This is a genomic window from Nocardia speluncae NBRC 108251 (assembly GCF_001613245.1).
GTDB lineage: Bacteria > Actinomycetota > Actinomycetes > Mycobacteriales > Mycobacteriaceae > Nocardia > Nocardia speluncae.
This window is the reverse complement of sequence record NZ_BDBZ01000002.1, coordinates 668,926-687,742: the sequence shown is the minus strand read 5'-3', so window position 1 is coordinate 687,742 and position 18,817 is coordinate 668,926. Positions and strand designations below refer to the sequence as shown.

Here is an 18,817-nt window from a genome sequence, read left to right as displayed (position 1 = left end):
GGCGTTTTCTCGGTGTGCCGATCCGGTGCGGGAGTGAACTCCCTGCGCGTACCGCCGGAGTCGGGTTACCGGCTCCGCTCCAGCCCGCGGCTCTTGCTGAGCTCCTGCTCCCGGGCCCGCTGAACCGCGGGCGTCCGGTCCGGGCGGTTGCGGGCCGCTTCGCTGGCCGGTCCCGCCTGGCCCACTTCGACCAGCATCCGGGCCGCCGCGAGTTCTGGGGCGATCCCGATCCTGGACAGATGTGCCGCCAATGCCGCCCGGCGCTCCACCGAGTCGTAGCTCACCGCTGTTGCGGCCTCGGTCACCTGTTCGGATCTCTCTGTGAACCGTTCCAGCGTGACGCGGTCCTTCTCCAGCTGCACCCCGCGATAACCGCTCGTTTCACGTTGCGGGACGGAGGAGCCCGGTTTCAACTCGGCCGTTGCCCGTGAAATGGTCTGGGCCAATGCGAGGTTGCGTGGATCCTTGGACTTGGCATCGCGTGCCTCCCGGGTCTGCAGTTCCCGGGCCTCCTTCACCCGTGCTTCGGTGAGTTTCACGCGGGCCTCGGCCTCACGCTGACCACGTTCCCGGGTTTTCAGCGCGACGAGGGTCGCGATCTGCAACATTGTCTTCATCATGGCCGCGGTTTCCCGGCCGATATCGTCGATATCCTCGGACATGGCTGCTCCCGATACTGCGGTGGTCACTATGGGTGTACATGGTGCCCGGCGGCAGCGGAGCCGCGCCGGGCGGATCGGGATTCGCCACCCGATCCGCGAACGTTCCGCCGGGATCCGGTCTCCGGAAACATTTGCCGGAAGATCCCGCCGGCAGCGCACCGGCCCGGACGGCGACCGATGAGCGCGACATGGTCACGCGCACTCCCACTTCCGAGATTACCCGAGAGACAGGGGCACAGTCTGTACTACGTAACGCCGACCAGCATATATCTACGGGATCGCTGAGGGGGCGAACCCGCCCGTCGATCTCAGTCGATCCGCACCGACTTCAGTGTCACCGGCTGGTTCGGTTTGCCGTCGCCCGGACCATTGGATTCGTCCTGCCCGATCCCGGCGATAGTGTCCAGCGTGGCCAGGCCGGCCTCGTCGACGGTACCGAAGATCGTGTAGTTCGGCGGCAGCATCGAATCGCCGTAGACGATGAAGAACTGGCTACCGTTGGTGCCGGGCCCGGCATTCGCCATGGCCAGTACGCCACGCTTGTAGCCGATCGGCTCCGACAGGGCCGGATCCTCCGGCGGGTACTGGTCGGTGGGGTACTCGTTGTCGAACTGGTAGCCCGGGCCGCCGGTACCCGTTCCGGTCGGATCACCGCACTGCAATACCTTCAAGCCCTCGCCCTGGGTGAGGCGGTGGCAGTCCGTACCGTCGAAATAGCCCTGGCCCGCCAGGCTGGCAAAACTGTTCACGGTGCACGGCGATTCGGCATTGTTCAACGTCAGTCCGAGCGGGCCGTGGTTGCTGTCCACGCTGAGGCTCAGCGTCGCATTGTCGTCACCGGTCCGGATACCCTCCGCACGCGGTTTCTCCACCGGCTCGGCCGCCGGTTCAGGTGTGTCGTTGTAGACGCAATTCACACTGGCCGGCTTCGCGGCCGCGGGCGGCGGCGGCGCGGCGCCCGGCGTACTGGACAGCGAGGCGTCGGGCGTCTGCGAGGCGGCGGTATCAGCGTTGTCCTCGCCGCGGGTCAGGAAATACACACCGGTCACCGCGGCGATCACCACGACGACACCGAGCGCGGATCCGGCGATGGTGAGTTGCTTACGCTTGCGCGCGCGTTCGGCCCGGCTGGCGAGCTGTCGTTCCAGCTTGCGTTTCGCCGCCGCTCGGCGCTGTTCGTTGCTCGGCACTACCACGTTCCTCCCGTGCGGCGGCCGGGCCCGGGCCCGGCCGGTCGCTTCTGGTCTGTTGGTTCCGGGAATAGAGTCTGCCATCTCCGTCTGTTTGTCCCCGGATGTTGCCCGGGACTCTCCGCGCTGTGGCCCGGCGGGCGGTAACCGGTTGGACTCGACCGGGCCGGGTGGGGGAAACTGATTCACCGTGACCAAGACCAGCAGCTTCTCCGCCCCGAAGGGGGTGCCGGATTATGTCCCGCCCGGTTCGGCCGAGTTCGTCGCGGTACGCGACGGCCTGCTCAACGCCGCCCGACTCGCCGGGTACGGGCATATCGAGCTGCCGATCTTCGAGGACACCGAACTGTTTGCGCGCGGGGTCGGTGAGTCCACCGATGTGGTGAGCAAGGAGATGTTCACCTTCTCCGACCGTAGCGAACGCAGCGTGACCTTGCGGCCGGAAGGCACGGCCGGGGTGATGCGTGCGGTGATCGAACACGGCCTGGATCGTGGTCAGCTGCCGGTGAAACTGAGTTACGCGGGCCCGTTCTTCCGCTATGAACGCCCGCAGAAGGGCCGCTACCGGCAGTTGCAGCAGGTCGGGGTGGAAGCTATCGGCGTCGACGATCCCGCGCTGGATGCCGAAGTCATCGCGGTCGCCGACGCCGGTTTCCGAAGTCTGGGTCTCACCGGGTTCCGGCTCGAGATCACTTCGCTCGGTGACGACACCTGCCGTCCGCAGTACCGCGAACGGTTGCAGGAATTCCTGTTCGGTCTCGACCTCGACGCCGAGACCCGGCGCCGCGCCGAGATCAACCCGCTGCGCGTACTCGACGACAAGCGGCCCGAGATACGTGAGATGACCGACGATGCCCCGCTGATGCTGGATCATCTTTCCGAATCGGCGAAGAATCATTTCGACCGGGTTCTCGGCCACCTGGACGGGCTCGGCGTGCGGTACGTGTTGAACCCGCGGATGGTGCGTGGCCTGGACTATTACACGAAGACGACCTTCGAGTTCGTGCACGACGGCTTGGGCGCGCAATCCGGGATCGGTGGCGGCGGCCGCTACGACGGTCTGATGGCAGAGCTGGGCGGGCAGGCGCTGTCCGGTATCGGCTTCGGGCTCGGGGTGGACCGTACGGTTCTGGCACTGGCCGCCGAAGGGGTCGGCGTGGGCGATCCGGCACGTTGCGAGGTATTCGGGGTTCCGCTCGGGGATGCCGCGAAACAGCGGATGGTGGTACTGGCCGGTGAACTCCGGGCCGCCGGTATCAGCGTCGACCTGGTCTACGGTGAGCGCGGGGTCAAGGGGGCGATGAAGGCCGCCGACCGCTCGGGCGCCCGCTACACCCTGATCCTCGGTGACCGTGATCTGACCGAACAGACCATCGGGCTGAAGGATATGCGCACGGGCGACCAGCGGCAGATCCCGTTGGCGGAGATCGTCACCACGCTGTCCGGCCGCCCGTAGTACTCTGCGGGCGACCCTGCCCCCCGGACCGAAAAGCGCCGCCGTGACCGATTCGCCTCCACCCGCCGCCGACCAGCGAATCGGGTTGGACCTGGTAGCACCCGAGATGTATGCGCCCGTCCTTCGCCGACTGGCGCTGGTCGCGGTATGTCTTGCCCTGGTTGTCGGTTCGGTGGCCGGATTGTTCCTGGAACCGGTTGCCGGGGTGGTGGCGGCGCTCGTGGTGGCCGTGCCTGCCGTCGCGTACGTCCTGGCAGTCCGGCGCCGTCGCCTGTGGCTGGCGGGGAACACGCTGTACGCCCGCACCCTGTGGCGTACCCGGCAGCTACGGGTTCCCGCTGTGACCGGTGTCGAATTGCTGGTCCATCCCGGCCGCCTCAGCCGTGTGGTCCTACGGCTCACGGCCGGACCGGACCGCCAACTGGTACCACTGGCCATGTACACCGACGCGGGCAGCGGTCGTGAACTGCACATCCTGGGCCTGCGCCGACTGGCCGACACCCTGTCCCGCAGCGAACTCGCGGCCGGTATCGCGGTCGTCGAACTGCTGGTGCATCAGCTACGCGCCGAAGCCCGCGATGCTCCGCTCCCGGAGCGTCCCCTGTACCGGGCGGTCGCCGCGGCCCGCAACAAGGACTACGTCGCTCAGATCGTGCTCACCGACCAGGAGATCACCGGCCTGTACTGAAATGGGTCGCTACCCACATCCCCCAGAACGTGGTGCAGGGATGAGCCCGAAGTCATCGCTCGGATCACCGGCCGGGCGGTCGTCGCCACCGGCGGGCATCTATCCGCCCACAACCCGGACGCCTGCGCTCTGGACGGCCGCGTGCAGACTCCGTCGGCCGGATTGCCGGCGGAAAAGGCATTGCTGCCGCGGCCTTGACCACCCGGGGTCGTGCGGACGGTGCCGAGGCGCGTTCTGCGTCGGCGAATCCGGGACTCCGCGAATCGCTGAGTGCCGGTCCGGCGCGTACAGTTCGGGCAGTGAGCTACTGCGCCGGCCGGACCGTCCAGGTTTCAGGTCCGGTGAGCAGGCGCTGCAGGCCGTCGGGGCCGACCGGGTTCTTCTCCTGCGCCGCCGTGGTCTGCGCGCGGACGCCGTCGTCGTAGGTCGGTCGCTGGACGGACCGGAATGTGCCGGTGACCACGTGATCGAGATCTTGGTCGGAAAGGCGTGACAGAGCGTAGGCGTATTCGGGGTCGTCGCAGTGGGCGTCGTGGACGACGATCTCGCTCTCCGCGACCTCCGCCGCAGGCGCAACGGCCAGTCCGAAACCACGCTGCACCACCGCGTATTCGCCGTCGGCGCCGAAGCGCAGGGGTTCGCCGTGCCGTAGCGGGATCAGGCGGGATTCGCTGTCGCCGCGCCGCAGCACATCGAAGGAACCGTCGTTGAAGATCGGGCAGTCCTGCAGGATCTCCACGAACGAGGTACCGCGGTGTTCGGCGGCGGCACGCAGTACCTCGGTGAGCCCCGCACGATCGGAATCCAGGGCCCGGGCGGCGAAGGTCGCCTCCGCGCCGAGCGCGACCGACAGCGTATTGAACGGGTGATCGACCGAGCCCATGGGCGTCGATTTGGTGACCTTGCCCGCTTCGGACGTGGGGGAGTACTGCCCCTTGGTGAGCCCGTAGATCCGGTTGTTGAACAACAGGATGGTCATGTTCACATTGCGGCGCAGGGCGTGGATGAGGTGATTTCCGCCGATGGAGAGGGCATCACCGTCCCCGGTGACCACCCAGACCGACAGATCGGGGCGGGTCACCGCCAGTCCGGTGGCGATGGCGGGGGCACGGCCGTGGATCGAGTGGATCCCGTAGGCGTCGAGGTAATAGGGGAAACGGCTGGAGCAGCCGATCCCGGAGACGAACATGAGGTTCTCCCGCCGCAGACCGAGTTCGGCCAGGAACCCACGCACCGTAGCGAGGATGACGTAGTCACCGCAGCCGGGACACCAGCGCACTTCCTGATCGGAGGTGTAGTCCTTGGCCTTCTGCGGGCCGTCCGCGGCTGGTACGCCGGTCGATCCCGAGACCGGCGTGATGCCGAGGTCTGCCCCGGTCGACGAGGTGTCGGTGATGGTCATGATGCGCCCCCGTTCCTCCGATAGGTCGCTCGCGCTCGCGCGGTGAACGCCTTGCTCTGCTCCAGTTCGGCCAGTGTGCCGTCCAGTGCCGCATCGATCACACCGACCAGTTCCTGGGCGGAAAAGGCGGTACCCGCCACCTTTGTCCATGGTTGCACGTCTACGAGGTACTTTGCCCGCAGCTGCCAGGCCAGCTGTCCGCCGTTCATCTCGGGTGCTACCACGGTGTCGTAGCGGCGCAGCGTATCGCCGAGGTCGGGCGGTAGCGGATTGAGATGGCGCAGATGCAACTGGGCGACTCGCGCCCCCCGCCGGCGGACGCGGCGGCAGGCCTCGCCGATCGGCCCGTACGAGCTGCCCCAGCCGATGAGCAGAACCCGCGCCGCGCTGTCCGGGTCGTCGACCTCGACGGGCGGTACCGCGATACCGTCGATCTTGGCCTGGCGCAGCCGTACCATCAGCTCGTGGTTGGCCGGATCGTAGGAGATGTCACCGCTGCCGTCGGCCTTCTCCAGGCCCCCGATCCGGTGAGCCCGACCTGCGGTCCCCGGTACGGCCAATGGGCGGGCAAGGGTTTCCGGATCGCGGGCATAGGGCTGGAAATCACCGTCGCCCGCGGGCTCGAATGCCGGGTCGATCGGTTCGAGTTCGTTCACGGCGGGGATGGCCCACGGCTCGGATCCGTTGGCTATCGCCCCATCGGACAGCAGGAGAACGGGCGTCCGATAGGTGAGGGCTATCCGGGCCGCTTCCACCGCCGTGGCGAAGCAGTCGGCCGGCGAGCGTGGCGCCAGCACCGCGACCGGGGATTCGCCGTTGCGGCCGTAGAGGGCCTGCAGCAGATCGGCCTGTTCGGTCTTGGTCGGCAAACCGGTGGACGGCCCGCCGCGCTGGACATCGACGATCACGAGCGGCAGTTCGGTCATCACCGCCAGCCCGATGGTCTCGCTCTTGAGCGCCAGACCCGGCCCCGACGTACTGGTGACTCCCAGCGCACCTCCGATCGCGGCGCCCAGGGCGGCACCGATACCGGCGATCTCGTCTTCGGCCTGGAAGGTGGTGACACCGAAGTTCTTGTGTTTGCTCAGCTCGTGCAGGATGTCGGATGCCGGTGTGATCGGGTACGTGCCCAGGAACAGCGGGGTCCCCGCCAGCGACCCGGCGGTGATCAGGCCGTAGGCGAGGGCGGTGTTCCCGGTGATCTGCCGGTAGGTACCCGCGGGCAGGGCAGCCGGGGCGACCCGGTAGGTGGTGGCGAACGCCTCGGTGGTTTCGCCGTAATTCCAGCCGGCCCGGAAGGCAAGGATATTGGCCTCGGCGATTTCCGGCCTGTCGGCGAACTTTTCCCGCAAGAACTTCTCGGTGCCGCCGATGGGCCGCCCGTACATCCAGGACAGCAAGCCGAGGGCGAACATGTTCTTCGCCCGCTGACCGTCTTTCTTACCCACGCCGGCGGATTCGGTGGCGGCCAGGGTCAGCGAAGTCATGGCGACCCGGTGCACGATGTAGTCCGCGAGATCTTCGCCGGTCAGCGGGTCGGCGGAATAGCCGACCTTCGTGAGATTGCGTTTGCTGAATTCATCGGTGTTGACGATGAGGGTGCCGCCGCGCGGTAACTCGGCCAGATTGGCCTTCAGTGCCGCCGGGTTCATCGCGACCAGCACATCCGGCTGATCTCCGGCGGTGAGAATATCGTGGTCGGCGATCTGGATCTGGAACGACGACACACCCGGCAGGGTGCCCTGCGGAGCACGGATCTCGGCCGGGAAGTTGGGCTGGGTCGCCAGGTCGTTGCCGAACGCCGCCGCCTCATGGGTGAACCGGTCACCGGTGAGCTGCATACCGTCACCGGAATCGCCCGCGAACCGGATGACGACGCGATCCAGTATCGCTGCGCCGGAGGTGTTTTCGGTCGGCGTGGCAGCGGCCGGGGCGGTGTTGTCGGGGTGCGAAACCATACGCGTGCTTCACTTCCTCGTCGAAATGAGCTACCAGCCGCCAACCTACCCTTGCCGGGGGGCACCGCGCCGGGAAAATGCGCGCCCGGTGCGCCGCGGGCGCGGGTTTGCCGGGCCGTCCGGAGCCGTCGGCCGTCCGGTCGTCGGCGCGAGGGTGCAGCTAGCGGGCTTGTTCAGGAGTCTGTTGTGAGGTCACCATGCCGAGACGGATGACCGGACCAGTGTCCAGGCAAGAATCTATTTGTGCCGATGACTCCACCGCACACGATTCGCCACGCGACCGCCCCCGTGTCCTGGAAGCCGTCACCGGACTGCCGACCCCCGGGGGGTCAGGCGAACAGCTCGAGTTGCGGCGTACCGGCGGGTTCCGGTGCCGGACGGACCTCTGGGGGCGGTGGTTCTTCCGGGCGTAGACCGTGCTCGCGTAGCAGCGGCTCGACCCGTTCCCGCAGCCACGACGCGTATTCGGGTGCGACAGTCGCGCCGCGCCGGTAGAGCTGCCGGTATCGGCGCAGGAGTGCCGGATGGTTTTCGGCGAGCCAGTCCAGGAACCAGCCACGTGTACTACCGCGCAGATGCAGGGGAATGACCACCGCTGATTCCGCACCGGCGGCGGCGAGTTCGCCGAACAGTTCGTCGAGCTGGGCACGGCCGTCGGTGAGGTACGGAACCACCGGCGCCACCATCACAGTGACCGCGAAACCGGCATCACCGCAGGCGCGGACCAGATCCAGGCGCGCCCGCGGGGCAGGGGTGCCGGGTTCCAGGCCGCGATGCAACTCCGGATCCAGCAGGGCCAGCGAGATCCCGATATGCACTCCGACCTCGCGTGCGGCCAGGTTCAGTAGCGGCAGATCCCGGTGCAGCAGGCCGCCCTTGGTGAGGATCGAGAACGGCGTACCGGAATCGGTGAGGGCCCTGATGATTCCGGGCATCAGCCGGTAGCGGCCCTCGGCCCGCTGGTAGGGATCGGTGTTCGTCCCCAGCGCGACCTGCTCCCGATGCCAGGAGCGGCGGGTGAGTTCGCGGCGCAGTACCGCCGCGATATTGGTCTTCACCACGATCTGGGTGTCGAAATCCGTTCCGGCATCGAGTTCGAGGTATTCATGCGATCCGCGGGCGAAGCAGTAACGGCAGGCGTGTGAACACCCACGCATGGGGTTGATCGTCCACCGGAACGGCAGGTTCGATTCGTCGGGAACCTTGTTCAGTGCGCTCTTGCAGAGCACTTCGTGAAAGGTGATGCCGTCGAAGTCCGGAGTCTGTACGGTGCGGGCGAACCCGGCCCGGCCGAGGCCGGGCAGTGCGCCGTCGTCGGCGTCCAGGTTCTGGTTCTGCCACCGCACGCGACCAGTCGAACACGCGTTCTAACTAGTGTCAAGCAGTCGGGGTGAAATCGGGTAGCGGGGCGTGCGGGTCTGCGAAGAAGGCCACCAGATCGCGTACGGTGTCGTCGATCGGCCGGGGCTGATATCCCAGTTCACGGGTGGCTTTACCGTGGTCGACCAGTGGCGCCGAAACCAGCGCGCCGAGTGCGGCCTTGGAGACGACATCGGTTCCCAGGCGTTTACCGATCGGCTCCATCACCGGAATGAGGCCCGAGACGAGCTTGGGCGAGATGGAGAAGCGTGGCCCCTTCTTGCCGCCGTGCCGGGCGGCCATCCGGCAGAGGTCGAGCATAGAGATCATCTCGCCGCCGAGCAGGTAGTTCTCCCCGGTGCGGCCGCTCTCGCCGGCCAGGATCAGGCCCCGTGCCACGTCCCGGACGTCGACCAGGTCGAAACCGCCGTTGATCATTGCGGGAATACGGCCGCGGGCGGCATCGCGCAGGTAGCGATTGATCCGGGAAAGCGGCGTCCCGTGGTCGGCCGGCCCGAATACGCCGGTGGGGTTGCAGATCACCGCGTCCAGGCCGGATTCGATCACCTTGCGGAGCTCGATCTCACCGGCCCATTTGGACCGGTCGTAGACGGGGAGGCCGGTCTCGGTGGAGCGCAGGGTTGTCTCGTCGATCGAGCCACCGCAGCTGTACTGGTCGAAGGCGTGGATCGAACTCGCATGCACGAACCGGCGGGCCCCGACTGCGTGGGCGGCCTCGGCCACCACGCGGACGCCCTCGGTGTTCACTCGCCAGGCGAGGTCGTTCTTGTCGGCCAGGGTGATCACCGCTACCAGGTGGTACACGACTTCGGCGTCGTCGAGGGCGGCGCGCATGGAAGCCGGGTCCAGGACATCGGCGCTCACCCAGGTGACGTCCGCCGCGGCGGAGTGCCGGGGGGCCACCCGGTCGATGGCGGTGATCTCGTCGCCGCGCTCCGCGAGCAGCGAGAGGAGATTCGTACCCAGGTAGCCGGCTGCGCCGGTCACTGCGACCTTCATGGGGACGAGAGTATAGAACTCGTTCTAATTTGCAACCTGTTCTAGTTTTGCGGCCGGGGCGCAAGCTCGTCCGGGACCGGCGGGGTGGGCTATATTCGGGCGGCAACCATTCGACACCGCAGGGGCGCGTGTCGTTGTGGCACACGAGAAGTCTCACACGGTGGCGATGATGTTCACGATCAGTCAGGGGGGAGCCCGATGAGTAATACCTCGGTGGAAACCGAAGCGCTGCGGGTGTTCGGTACCACGAACGCCGGGATCGGCACCGAGATCGCCGGTGTTGCCAATTTCGACGCGGTGCGGGATGCTGCCGCGCTGGCGCCGGCCTTCGGTTTGATCGGCGCCGACTATCTGGCCATGTTCGCGGCCGCGCAGGTGCTGCAAGCCCGCGATATCAACGATCTCGCGGCAAAGTACCAGCACCTGTCCCAGGCGGCGTTCTCCTCCGCGCTCAACTACGACCTCACCGATGACGGCACCGCCGGCGTGCTCGGTACGGCGGGGGGCGCGCTGTGAAACCGCTCGACACCGGCGCGGGTACCGCGGGCCTCATCGCTCCCGAGTTGCAGCATGCCGTTCCCTCCGATATCCCGGTAACCGCGGCGCCGGCGACCACTCCGGACCCCGGTGCGGCGATCCAGGATGTTCCGCTGGCTCAGCTTCCGGAAGGTGAAGTGCCGGTCGAGTCGCCGGAATTCGTGCTCTCCCAGCGTGTTTCCGAGGACGGGCCCGCAACGGCCGGGATGCCGGGCGGCGTCCCGGGGCTTTCGGGGCTCAACGGTGGCGCCCCGGAGGCCCAGGACATCCTGTCCGGCGCCGTCGACGACGTATCCGCGCAGGCCGGACATGTGCTGGGCGTCGTGAACCAGGCAGCAGCCCCGGTGATCGACACGGCCCAGGGCCTCCTCGGCCAAGCCGCGGCGGCCGCGGGTGTGGGCGCGCCTGCGGGTGCGGCCGCGGGCGTTCCCGCCGCGGCCGCACCCGCGTTACCGTCCGATCCGGTGGGTGCCCTGCTCAACGGCGCCGCCTTGCCGGCGCTGCCGGGAATCGACATGCTTTTCGCGCCCATCCGCGATCTATTGAGCAGTTTCGGGACCGGTGTCCTCGGCGCACTGGACCCCACCGCCATCCTCAGCCAGGCATCCCAGGTCATCGAGGTGGCGATGGGCGTGGGTAAGAGCAGCCTTTCCGCCATGGGGCAGTCGTGGGAGAGCGGGGCCGCCCAGACGGCCCAGACAGCCGGGCAGGAAGCCAACAATTCCGGTGTGCAGACAAGCCAGCACGGATTCGACATCTCGGCCATGACGCAGGCCGCGGCCGCAGTGGTGCAGCAGGGCAATGCGCAGCTCACCACCGTCGCCGCATCCTTCCTCACCCAGGCCACGGCCCTCGCGCCGGTGGTGATGACCCCGCCCGCGCAGACCGCGCTCATCGCCTCGGCCACCGAACACCTCGGCCAGGCCGTGACGGTCACCAACATCACGCGCGGGAACCTCGCAGGTAAAACCGCGGAACTGAGCGGTGTGGTGCAGCAGATGCTCGGCGTGGACGGGCAACAGGCGGCTCAGGCCGCCCAGAGTGTGGCGCAGAGCGTCGGTGAACCGATCTTGCAGCAGGCGCAGAGCCTCGCCTCGGATCCGTCGGGCCTGGAATCCGTGCTGGGCTCGGCCACCGGTGAGCCGGCGGCGACCACCGCGGCCGGGCTGAGCACCGGTAGCCCGGGCAGCCCCGGTATGCCGAGCGGCAGCCCGGGGTTGTCGACCGGTGGCGCGCCGGGCGGTACTCCAGGCCTCCCCGGGGCGCCGTCGGTGCCGGGCGTTCCCGGCGCGACCACGCCGCCGATCAGCAATGTGCTCCGGCCGGGCGCACTACCCACCGGAATGGCTCCCGCGGCCACCAATCCGGCGTCCAGTGGTTTCATGGGTGGCGGTGCGGCGGGTGCGGCCGGTCAGCGCAACAACGAAGAAGAACATGGCCGGACAGTCGAGTCGTATCGCAGTGCGACCGGCAACGACGACCTCACGGGTCCGCTGGGGGAATCGGCACCGGAGGTCATCGGAGCGGTCGATCCCGACGAGGACGCCGGCTACGACAGCCAGTTCTGACCCTCCCGTTCATCGCAGCCCCTCGGGATCGTCCAGATTCGTCGCCGAATAGGTATCGCAGGACTGCACCTCACCGGTGCGGTATCCGGCGAGGAACCATTTCTGTCGTTGCTCGCCCGCGCCGTGCGTCCACACCTCCGGGTTCACCCGGCCCTGCGCCGACTCCTGGATCCGGTCGTCGCCGACCGCGGCCGCCGCCGACAGGGCATCGCGGATATCGGCGTCGTCGAGCGGTTGCAGCAGCGGTGTGTCCGAGCCCGGTGCGGGTGTGCGGTCGGCGTAATGCGCCCAGATACCGGCGTAACAGTCGGCCTGCAACTCGCTGCGTACCGCCCCCGATTCCGGGCCCTGCGGATCCTTCTGGGCTCGGCCGATATCGCCGAGCAGGGTCTGGATGTGGTGGCCGAACTCGTGCGCGACGACGTACTCCTGTGCCAGCGGTCCGCCCGCGGCGCCGAAGCGGTCCACGAGTTCCTGGAAGAAGCCCACGTCGAAATATGCGGTCCGGTCGGCCGGGCAGTAGAACGGGCCGACCGCGCTGGTCGCATATCCGCAGCCGGTGGATACCGAACCGGTGAACAGGCGTAACGCGGGTGGTTCGTAGGCGACGCCGGTCTGTTCCGGCAGTTGCTCGGCCCAGACGGCGTCGAGACTCTGCGCGGTGAGTACCACTCGGCAGTCCACATAGGTGTTCGCGTCGGCGCCGGTCCGGCAGTGCTCGGGAGTGCCGGCCGTGACCTCGCGCTGCGCCGTGTCCTGGGTGCCGGTGAACTGGCCGAGTGTCGACCCGGGATCGCCGCCCATCAGCAGGGCGAGGACCAGTACGATCAGCCCGCCGGCACCGCCCCCCAGGGCCAGCCTGCCACCGCGGCGGGGGCCGCCACCGGAGGAGGCACGGCCGGGATCGATCTGCACGCGTTCGTTGAAGGTCATGCGGGCATCCCGTCTGAGAACGTATTTGCTGCGACTTTGCTGGCGTTGGCAATATATCCGTTTCGGTCCGCCCGCCGGCGCACACTACGATGGCAACCGCATCCGGTGGCCGTCCCGGTGTGCTCCGAACGTCGAAAGGAATCCCGTGCTGCGCACCCACTTGGCCGGTTCGTTGCGAGGCGAGCAGGCCGGTCAGACCGTGACCCTCTCCGGTTGGGTGGCCCGGCGGCGTGACCACGGTGGCGTGATCTTCATCGACCTGCGCGACGCCTCCGGTGTGGCGCAGGCGGTGTTCCGGGAAGGCCCGGCTGCCGAGCAGGCGCATCGGCTGCGGGCCGAGTACTGCATTCGGATCGTCGGCGTGGTCGAACAGCGTCCCGAGGGAAACGAGAACCCGGACCTGCCGACCGGCGCGGTCGAGGTGAACGTCAAGGAACTCGAGGTGCTCAACGAAAGTGCCCCGCTGCCGTTCCAGCTCGACGAGCAGCCCGGCGAGGAGGCCCGCCTGAGGTACCGCTACCTGGACCTGCGCCGCGAGGGCCCGGCCCATGCCATCCGCTTGCGGTCGAAGGTGAACGCCGCCGCGCGCTCGGCGCTGGCACGCCACGAATTCGTCGAGGTGGAAACCCCGACGCTGACCCGTTCCACCCCTGAAGGGGCCCGCGATTTCCTGGTCCCGGCGCGGTTGCAGCCCGGAAGCTTCTATGCGCTACCGCAGAGCCCGCAGCTGTTCAAACAGCTGCTCATGGTGGGCGGTATCGAACGCTACTTCCAGATCGCGCGGTGCTACCGCGACGAGGACTTCCGGGCCGACCGCCAGCCCGAGTTCACCCAGCTCGACCTCGAGATGAGCTTCGTGCGCCAGGAGGATGTGATCCTGCTGGCCGAGGACGTCCTGGTGGCCCTGTGGGAACTCATCGGCTACCGGATCCCGACCCCGATCCCGCATATGACCTATGCCGAGGCGATGCGCCGGTTCGGCAGCGATAAACCGGATCTGCGGTTCGGGGTGGAGATCACCGAATGCGCCGAATACTTCGCCGAAACACCGTTCCGGGTGTTCCAGGCGCCCTATGTCGGTGCCGTGGTCATGCCCGGTGGGGCGAGCCAGCCGCGGCGCCAGCTCGACGCCTGGCAGGAATGGGCCAAACAACGCGGCGCGAAAGGCCTGGCGTATGTGCTTATCGGTGAGGACGGCACGCTCGGCGGGCCGGTCGCCAAAAACCTCAGCGAGGCCGAGCGGGAAGGGCTGGCCGCGCATGTGGGTGCCCAGCCGGGGGATTGCGTGTTCTTCGCGGCCGGACCGGCCAAAGCGCAGCGTGCCCTGCTCGGCGCGGCGCGGTCGGAGATCGCGCAGCGGGTCGGGCTGATCGACGAGAACGCGTGGTCGTTCGTCTGGATCGTGGATGCGCCGCTGTTCGAACCGGCCGCCGATGCCACCGCCAGCGGCGATGTGGCGCTGGGGCATTCCTCGTGGACGGCGGTGCACCATGCCTTCACCTCGCCGAAACCGGAGTCGATCGACACCTTCGACACCGATCCCGGCTCCGCCCTCGCCTACGCCTACGACATCGTCTGTAACGGTAACGAGATCGGCGGCGGTAGCATCCGCATCCACCGCAAGGATGTGCAGGAGCGCGTTTTCCAGGTGATGGGGATCAGCGAGGCCGAGGCGCAGGAGAAGTTCGGCTTCCTGCTGGACGCGTTCGCCTTCGGTGCCCCGCCACACGGCGGTATCGCCTTCGGGTGGGACCGGATCGTCGCCCTGCTCGCCGGGCTCGACTCGATCCGCGAGGTCATCGCCTTCCCCAAGACCGGCGGCGGTGTGGATCCGCTCACCGACGCTCCTGCGCCCATCACCGCGCAACAGCGCAAAGAAGCTGGGCTGGATGCCCGGCCGCAGAACAAAGGCAAGGCCGAGACCAACGGTGCGGCCGGTGCTGCGGTTACCGAGGCGGGCGCCGGCTAGACACTGGACCCTGTGCCCGGCCGTTGGTGTCCAGCGGCCGGGCGGGTCCCGGGCCCGAGTACGACGGCGGTGGCCTGCGGAGACGGAGCGCCGGATACGTCAGACGGGTGCGACCGGACCACCGGTGAGCGTGCGATACGCGTAGGTGACCGCGATCGCCGCGACCGGCCCGGCCACCAGGAGGCCGAACCCACAGGCGAGCACACCGAGGCAGGCGACCACGACAACCGTCAGCGCCAACAGGAACACCCGCCACGGATCCCGCAGGGCCAGCAAGAAACTGGATTTGATCGCCTCGACCGGCGTCTGCCCCTGGTCGACGGCGAAATGCAGCGAGAACATGCAGCCGATACCGACAAGCACCCCGGGAATCAGGCACACCGCGGAGGCGAGAGTGGTGGCCAGAAAGGCCAGCAGCGCGGTCAGGAATGCGTTACCGAGATTGCCGATATAGAAGTAGGAACCGAAACCCGGACGGTAACCGTCGGTTTCGTACAGCGCGCCGCGTACGAGCGCGGCCTGGAGTATCCAGAGGCCGGCGATGACGACGGCGAAAAGCACCAGCAACGCCGTCATCGACCGCGGTTCGGTGATCCGTGCCACCAGATAGAACAGCAGATAGATGATGAAACCGAGTGAGGTCGCCGCGATCCAGGGGCCCGGATTGAGGCGGAACTTCTCGAATCCATAGCTGAGCGCGTGCCCGACATCGAGCCGTCCAGGGATCCCGGAGCCGAGCGCCTGGTAGCCGTAGACCGGGGATTCCGGCCCGGGGCCCGTACCGGGCGGGCCGTAGACCGGTTGGCCGGCGGCCGGGTCGGGAACGGTGCTGTCCGATACCGGATGCTGCGGTGCGGGCTGTTCCGTGGCAGCGAGCTGCGCGGGTTGGGCGGGTTCATCGGTGACGGTGCGCGCGGCGGGGTCGGTGCCGGGGCCCGCGGTTGTGACGGATTTCTTCATCCCGGGTTCGCCGCTGTGCCCCGGGGCGTGGACGACGCCCCCGGGGAAATCCGCGGTACGCGGGCTGTCCGCGGCCGGGGTGCCTTCGGCCACGGGCCGGGGTTCGCCGGGGGAAGGTTGCCTGCCTGCCGGGTCCGGGGCGCCGGGGGAGTCGGGGACGGAACTCGGTGTGTCGGTCACGCTGGCATACCTTTCGGCGGGACGGGTTTCCGGTGTGGCGCACAGCAGTTCAGATCGAGAAAACCCGACCTGCGCAGCGCTGTCAAGCAGGCGGCAGATGCGCCGGGGAACATGCCTGACACGCCGGACGACACGGAAAGGTTGTGTAACCGCTCGCTAGAAGTGACCGAATGCGAGTAACTTGAGATGCGATGACTGCACTACTGGCCGAACGAGCCACCGAAGTCGTATCCGCAGCGCAGCAGTTGCTCACAAAGCGAATGGGTGCTCCGGTGAAGCTGAGCGACCCCGCTGAACTCAGTGGCAGCGGACGGACGACCGTCCTACGGGTCCGGGTCGCCGAGAACGCTTTCTCCCTACCTCGCACCTTGATCGTCAAGCAGGTGCGCGGTTCCGTCGCGGACCCCAAGAACGTGACGATCATGCCGGGTGTCGCCAGCGTCGATTCGGCCTTCCTCCGGGAAGCGGTGTCCTACCAGTTCACCACCGCGCTGAGCCGGGGCGAGCGTCCGGGCGCCTACCTGATCGCGCACAGCCTGCCCGACCGGTTGCTCGTGCTCAGCGATCTGGGCGAGAACACCAAACTCACCGATGTGCTGCGCTCCGGTGCCGAACCGGCCGCTCAGAACGCGATGATGGCGTTCGCGCAGGCGCTCGGCCGGATGCATGCTGCCACGGTCGGCCGTGAACTCGATTTCGTCGCCCTGCTTCGCCGGGTCGATGTACTGCACCGGGTGGACGGTATCGCCCAGCAGTCCGAGGCCGCTGTCACCGAGGTGCCTGCCCTGCTGCGGCGCGAACTCGGTATCGAGGTACCCGACGAGGTGGCCGACCAGGTCGCCCACGCGGCCCGCCTGTTCGGCGGCGGCCGGTTCCGGGCGTTCAGCCCCTCGGACCTGTGTCCGGACAACGTGATCATCAACGACGAGGGTGCCCGCATCCTCGACTACGAATGGGGCGGCTTCCGCGACGCCACCCTCGATATCGCCTACGCGCTGGTGTCCTTCCCCGGCTGCCTGTGCGATATCGAGCTGTCTCGCGAACTGGGCACCCAGATGGTGGAGGCGTGGCGGGCCGAGGTCGTCGGCGTATGGCCGGCCCTCGCCGATGACGACCTCCTTGCCGAGAAGATTCTCGAGGCGCGGCTGATCTGGGTGTGGCTCAGTACGTACTGGTTCCTGCCCGCGGATCACACCCGGATCGCGGCGGCCCGCGAACACGGGCTGTCGGTGCCGCGATCGGATGCCCTGCTCAACCGGTGGGCCGGCCTGGCCGAGGACGCGCGGTGCCTCGGTAACGACGCGGTCGGCGATTTCGCCGAGGGCGTCTGCGCGCTCCTCGACGAACATCTGAGCTGATACCCGGAGTCCACCCCGGGCCAGGTGTCGGCGGCGGGCGGTACGGTCGCAGGCATGAGTGCGTCAGGCCGGGAGGCGGTAGCGAAACGTCCCCACGGAGGGCCTCGGTCGAGCCCCAAAGGGATACGGCATGAGTGACGGTCTGTTCGATATGCCCGGTGCGGGGCCGGGCGCACCGGATTTCGCCGCGCTGGATCAGGCCGCGCGGATCGGCGACACCCGCGCACCACTGGCGGTTCGGATGCGGCCCGCCTCCCTGGACGAGGTGGTCGGGCAACAGCATCTCCTCGGTCCGGGCTCACCGCTGCGTCGTCTCGTCGAAGGCTCGGGGGCGGCGTCGGTTCTGCTCTACGGGCCGCCGGGAACCGGGAAGACCACCCTGGCTTCACTGATCTCCCACGCCACCGGGCGCCGGTTCGAGGCGCTGTCCGCATTGTCGGCGGGCGTCAAGGAGGTGCGCGCGGTGATCGAGGTGGCCCGGCGGCGGCTGACCGCGGGTGAACAGACCGTGCTGTTCATCGACGAGGTGCACCGGTTCTCCAAAACTCAGCAGGACGCGCTGCTGGCCGCGGTCGAGAATCGGATCGTGCTGCTGGTGGGTGCGACCACGGAGAACCCGTCGTTCTCCGTGGTCGCGCCGCTGCTGTCCCGGTCGCTGGTGCTCCAGCTGCATTCGCTGACGGCCGGCGATATCTGCACCGTGCTCACCCGCGCCCTCGCCGACCCCCGCGGGCTGGGCGAGCAGTTCACCGTCACCGACGAGGCGATCGACCATATCGTCCGGATCGCCGGGGGTGATGCCCGTCGCGCGCTCACCGCACTGGAGGCCTCCGCGGGATCTTCGCTCGACGGCGTGATCGACCTCGAGCTGGTCGCTGCCAGCGTGGACAAGGCCGCCGTCCGCTACGACCGGGCCGGTGACCAGCACTACGACGTGATCAGCGCGTTCATCAAATCCATTCGTGGCTCCGATGTGGATGCCGCCCTGCACTACCTCGCCCGGATGCTGACCGCGGGGGAGGATCCGCGCTTCATCGCCCGGCGCCTGATGATCCACGCCAGCGAAGACATCGGGATGGCGGACCCCAGCGCATTGCAGACCGCTACGGCCGCGGCGCAGGTGGTGCAACTCGTCGGTTTGCCGGAGGCCCGGCTGGCACTGGCCCAGGCCACGATCCATCTCACCACGGCCCCGAAATCGGGCGCCGTGGTGGCGGCGATCGGCGCGGCCATGGCCGATGTCGCGGCCGGCAAGGCGGGCGCGGTGCCGCCGCATCTGCGCGACGGCCACTACTCCGGCGCCGCGGCGCTCGGTAACGCGCAGGGCTACCGGTACCCGCACGACGACCCGGACGGCGTGCTCGCCCAGCAGTACCCGCCGGACGAACTGGTCGGGGTGGATTACTACCACCCGACCGGCCACGGCAACGAGCGGACCGTGGGCCCCCGGGTGAGTGCCCTGCGCCGGATAGTCCGCGGTCTGCGGACCCCGAACGGACGCAGCAGGGCTCAGCCCGCCGCAACCGAGGGTGGTACGCCTAACCCGGCTCGGTGATAATTCACGTGCACCGCCCCGG

The 18,817-nt window shown here is 68.2% G+C and carries 15 protein-coding genes; 7 read left to right on the top strand and 8 right to left on the bottom strand.

Annotation, left to right across the window (positions count from 1 at the left end):
• Positions 1–65: 65 nt before the first annotated feature.
• Positions 66–662 (bottom strand): hypothetical protein, encoded by a 597-nt coding sequence (locus NS6_RS05945; RefSeq protein WP_068037348.1) that lies wholly within the window; start codon positions 660–662, stop codon positions 66–68.
• A gap of 308 nt (positions 663–970) precedes the next feature.
• On the bottom strand, positions 971–1,852 hold the full coding sequence (locus tag NS6_RS05935) for a peptidylprolyl isomerase (protein WP_068038116.1): 882 nt from the start codon (positions 1,850–1,852) through the stop codon (positions 971–973).
• Between the two features lie 190 nt (positions 1,853–2,042).
• Here NS6_RS05935 and hisS point away from each other — a divergent pair, with 190 nt between their 5' ends.
• Together hisS and NS6_RS05925 are read left to right on the top strand one after the other, a co-directional pair.
• Positions 2,043–3,308: a histidine--tRNA ligase gene (gene hisS, locus NS6_RS05930; protein ID WP_068037342.1), complete on the top strand. Its 1,266-nt coding sequence runs from the start codon at positions 2,043–2,045 to the stop codon at positions 3,306–3,308.
• Between the two features lie 43 nt (positions 3,309–3,351).
• Positions 3,352–3,996 (top strand): hypothetical protein, encoded by a 645-nt coding sequence (locus NS6_RS05925; RefSeq protein ID WP_084470644.1) that lies wholly within the window; start codon positions 3,352–3,354, stop codon positions 3,994–3,996.
• A gap of 304 nt (positions 3,997–4,300) precedes the next feature.
• Here NS6_RS05925 and NS6_RS05920 read toward each other — a convergent pair whose 3' ends face one another.
• The 4 genes from NS6_RS05920 to NS6_RS05905 all read right to left on the bottom strand — a co-directional run bounded on the left by NS6_RS05920 (position 4,301) and on the right by NS6_RS05905 (position 9,735).
• On the bottom strand, positions 4,301–5,398 hold the full coding sequence (locus NS6_RS05920; protein ID WP_068037339.1) for a 2-oxoacid:ferredoxin oxidoreductase subunit beta: 1,098 nt from the start codon (positions 5,396–5,398) through the stop codon (positions 4,301–4,303).
• Positions 5,395–7,356, bottom strand: a complete 1,962-nt coding sequence (locus tag NS6_RS05915; protein WP_068037336.1) for a 2-oxoacid:acceptor oxidoreductase subunit alpha — start codon at positions 7,354–7,356, stop codon at positions 5,395–5,397. Before NS6_RS05915 ends, NS6_RS05920 begins: the two co-directional genes overlap by 4 nt.
• Before the next feature lie 329 nt (positions 7,357–7,685).
• A complete protein-coding gene (locus tag NS6_RS05910) occupies positions 7,686–8,702 on the bottom strand; it encodes an Rv2578c family radical SAM protein (protein ID WP_068037333.1) in 1,017 nt (338 codons plus the stop codon).
• A gap of 31 nt (positions 8,703–8,733) precedes the next feature.
• Positions 8,734–9,735: an NAD-dependent epimerase/dehydratase family protein gene (locus tag NS6_RS05905; RefSeq protein WP_068037330.1), complete on the bottom strand. Its 1,002-nt coding sequence runs from the start codon at positions 9,733–9,735 to the stop codon at positions 8,734–8,736.
• A gap of 198 nt (positions 9,736–9,933) precedes the next feature.
• On the opposite strand from NS6_RS05905, the gene NS6_RS05900 reads away from it, so the two are divergent.
• Both NS6_RS05900 and NS6_RS05895 read left to right on the top strand, forming a co-directional pair.
• On the top strand, positions 9,934–10,251 hold the full coding sequence (locus NS6_RS05900; protein WP_068037326.1) for a type VII secretion target: 318 nt from the start codon (positions 9,934–9,936) through the stop codon (positions 10,249–10,251).
• Entirely contained in the window at positions 10,248–11,840 is a 1,593-nt protein-coding gene (locus tag NS6_RS05895) for a hypothetical protein (RefSeq protein ID WP_068037322.1), read from the top strand. Before NS6_RS05900 ends, NS6_RS05895 begins: the two co-directional genes overlap by 4 nt.
• A 9-nt stretch (positions 11,841–11,849) precedes the next feature.
• Here NS6_RS05895 and ypfJ read toward each other — a convergent pair whose 3' ends face one another.
• Positions 11,850–12,773 (bottom strand): KPN_02809 family neutral zinc metallopeptidase, encoded by a 924-nt coding sequence (gene ypfJ, locus NS6_RS05890; RefSeq protein ID WP_068037319.1) that lies wholly within the window; start codon positions 12,771–12,773, stop codon positions 11,850–11,852.
• A 145-nt stretch (positions 12,774–12,918) separates the two neighbouring features.
• Between ypfJ and aspS the strand changes: the two genes are divergently transcribed.
• A complete protein-coding gene (gene aspS, locus NS6_RS05885; RefSeq protein ID WP_068037316.1) occupies positions 12,919–14,742 on the top strand; it encodes an aspartate--tRNA ligase in 1,824 nt (607 codons plus the stop codon).
• A gap of 99 nt (positions 14,743–14,841) precedes the next feature.
• Here aspS and NS6_RS05880 read toward each other — a convergent pair whose 3' ends face one another.
• Entirely contained in the window at positions 14,842–15,882 is a 1,041-nt protein-coding gene (locus NS6_RS05880; RefSeq protein ID WP_068037313.1) for a DUF2189 domain-containing protein, read from the bottom strand.
• Between the two features lie 191 nt (positions 15,883–16,073).
• On the opposite strand from NS6_RS05880, the gene NS6_RS05875 reads away from it, so the two are divergent.
• Positions 16,074–17,240, top strand: a complete 1,167-nt coding sequence (locus NS6_RS05875) for a phosphotransferase family protein (RefSeq protein ID WP_068037310.1) — start codon at positions 16,074–16,076, stop codon at positions 17,238–17,240.
• 130 nt (positions 17,241–17,370) lie between these two features.
• A complete protein-coding gene (locus tag NS6_RS05870) occupies positions 17,371–18,795 on the top strand; it encodes a replication-associated recombination protein A (RefSeq protein ID WP_084470643.1) in 1,425 nt (474 codons plus the stop codon).
• Positions 18,796–18,817: the final 22 nt, after the last annotated feature.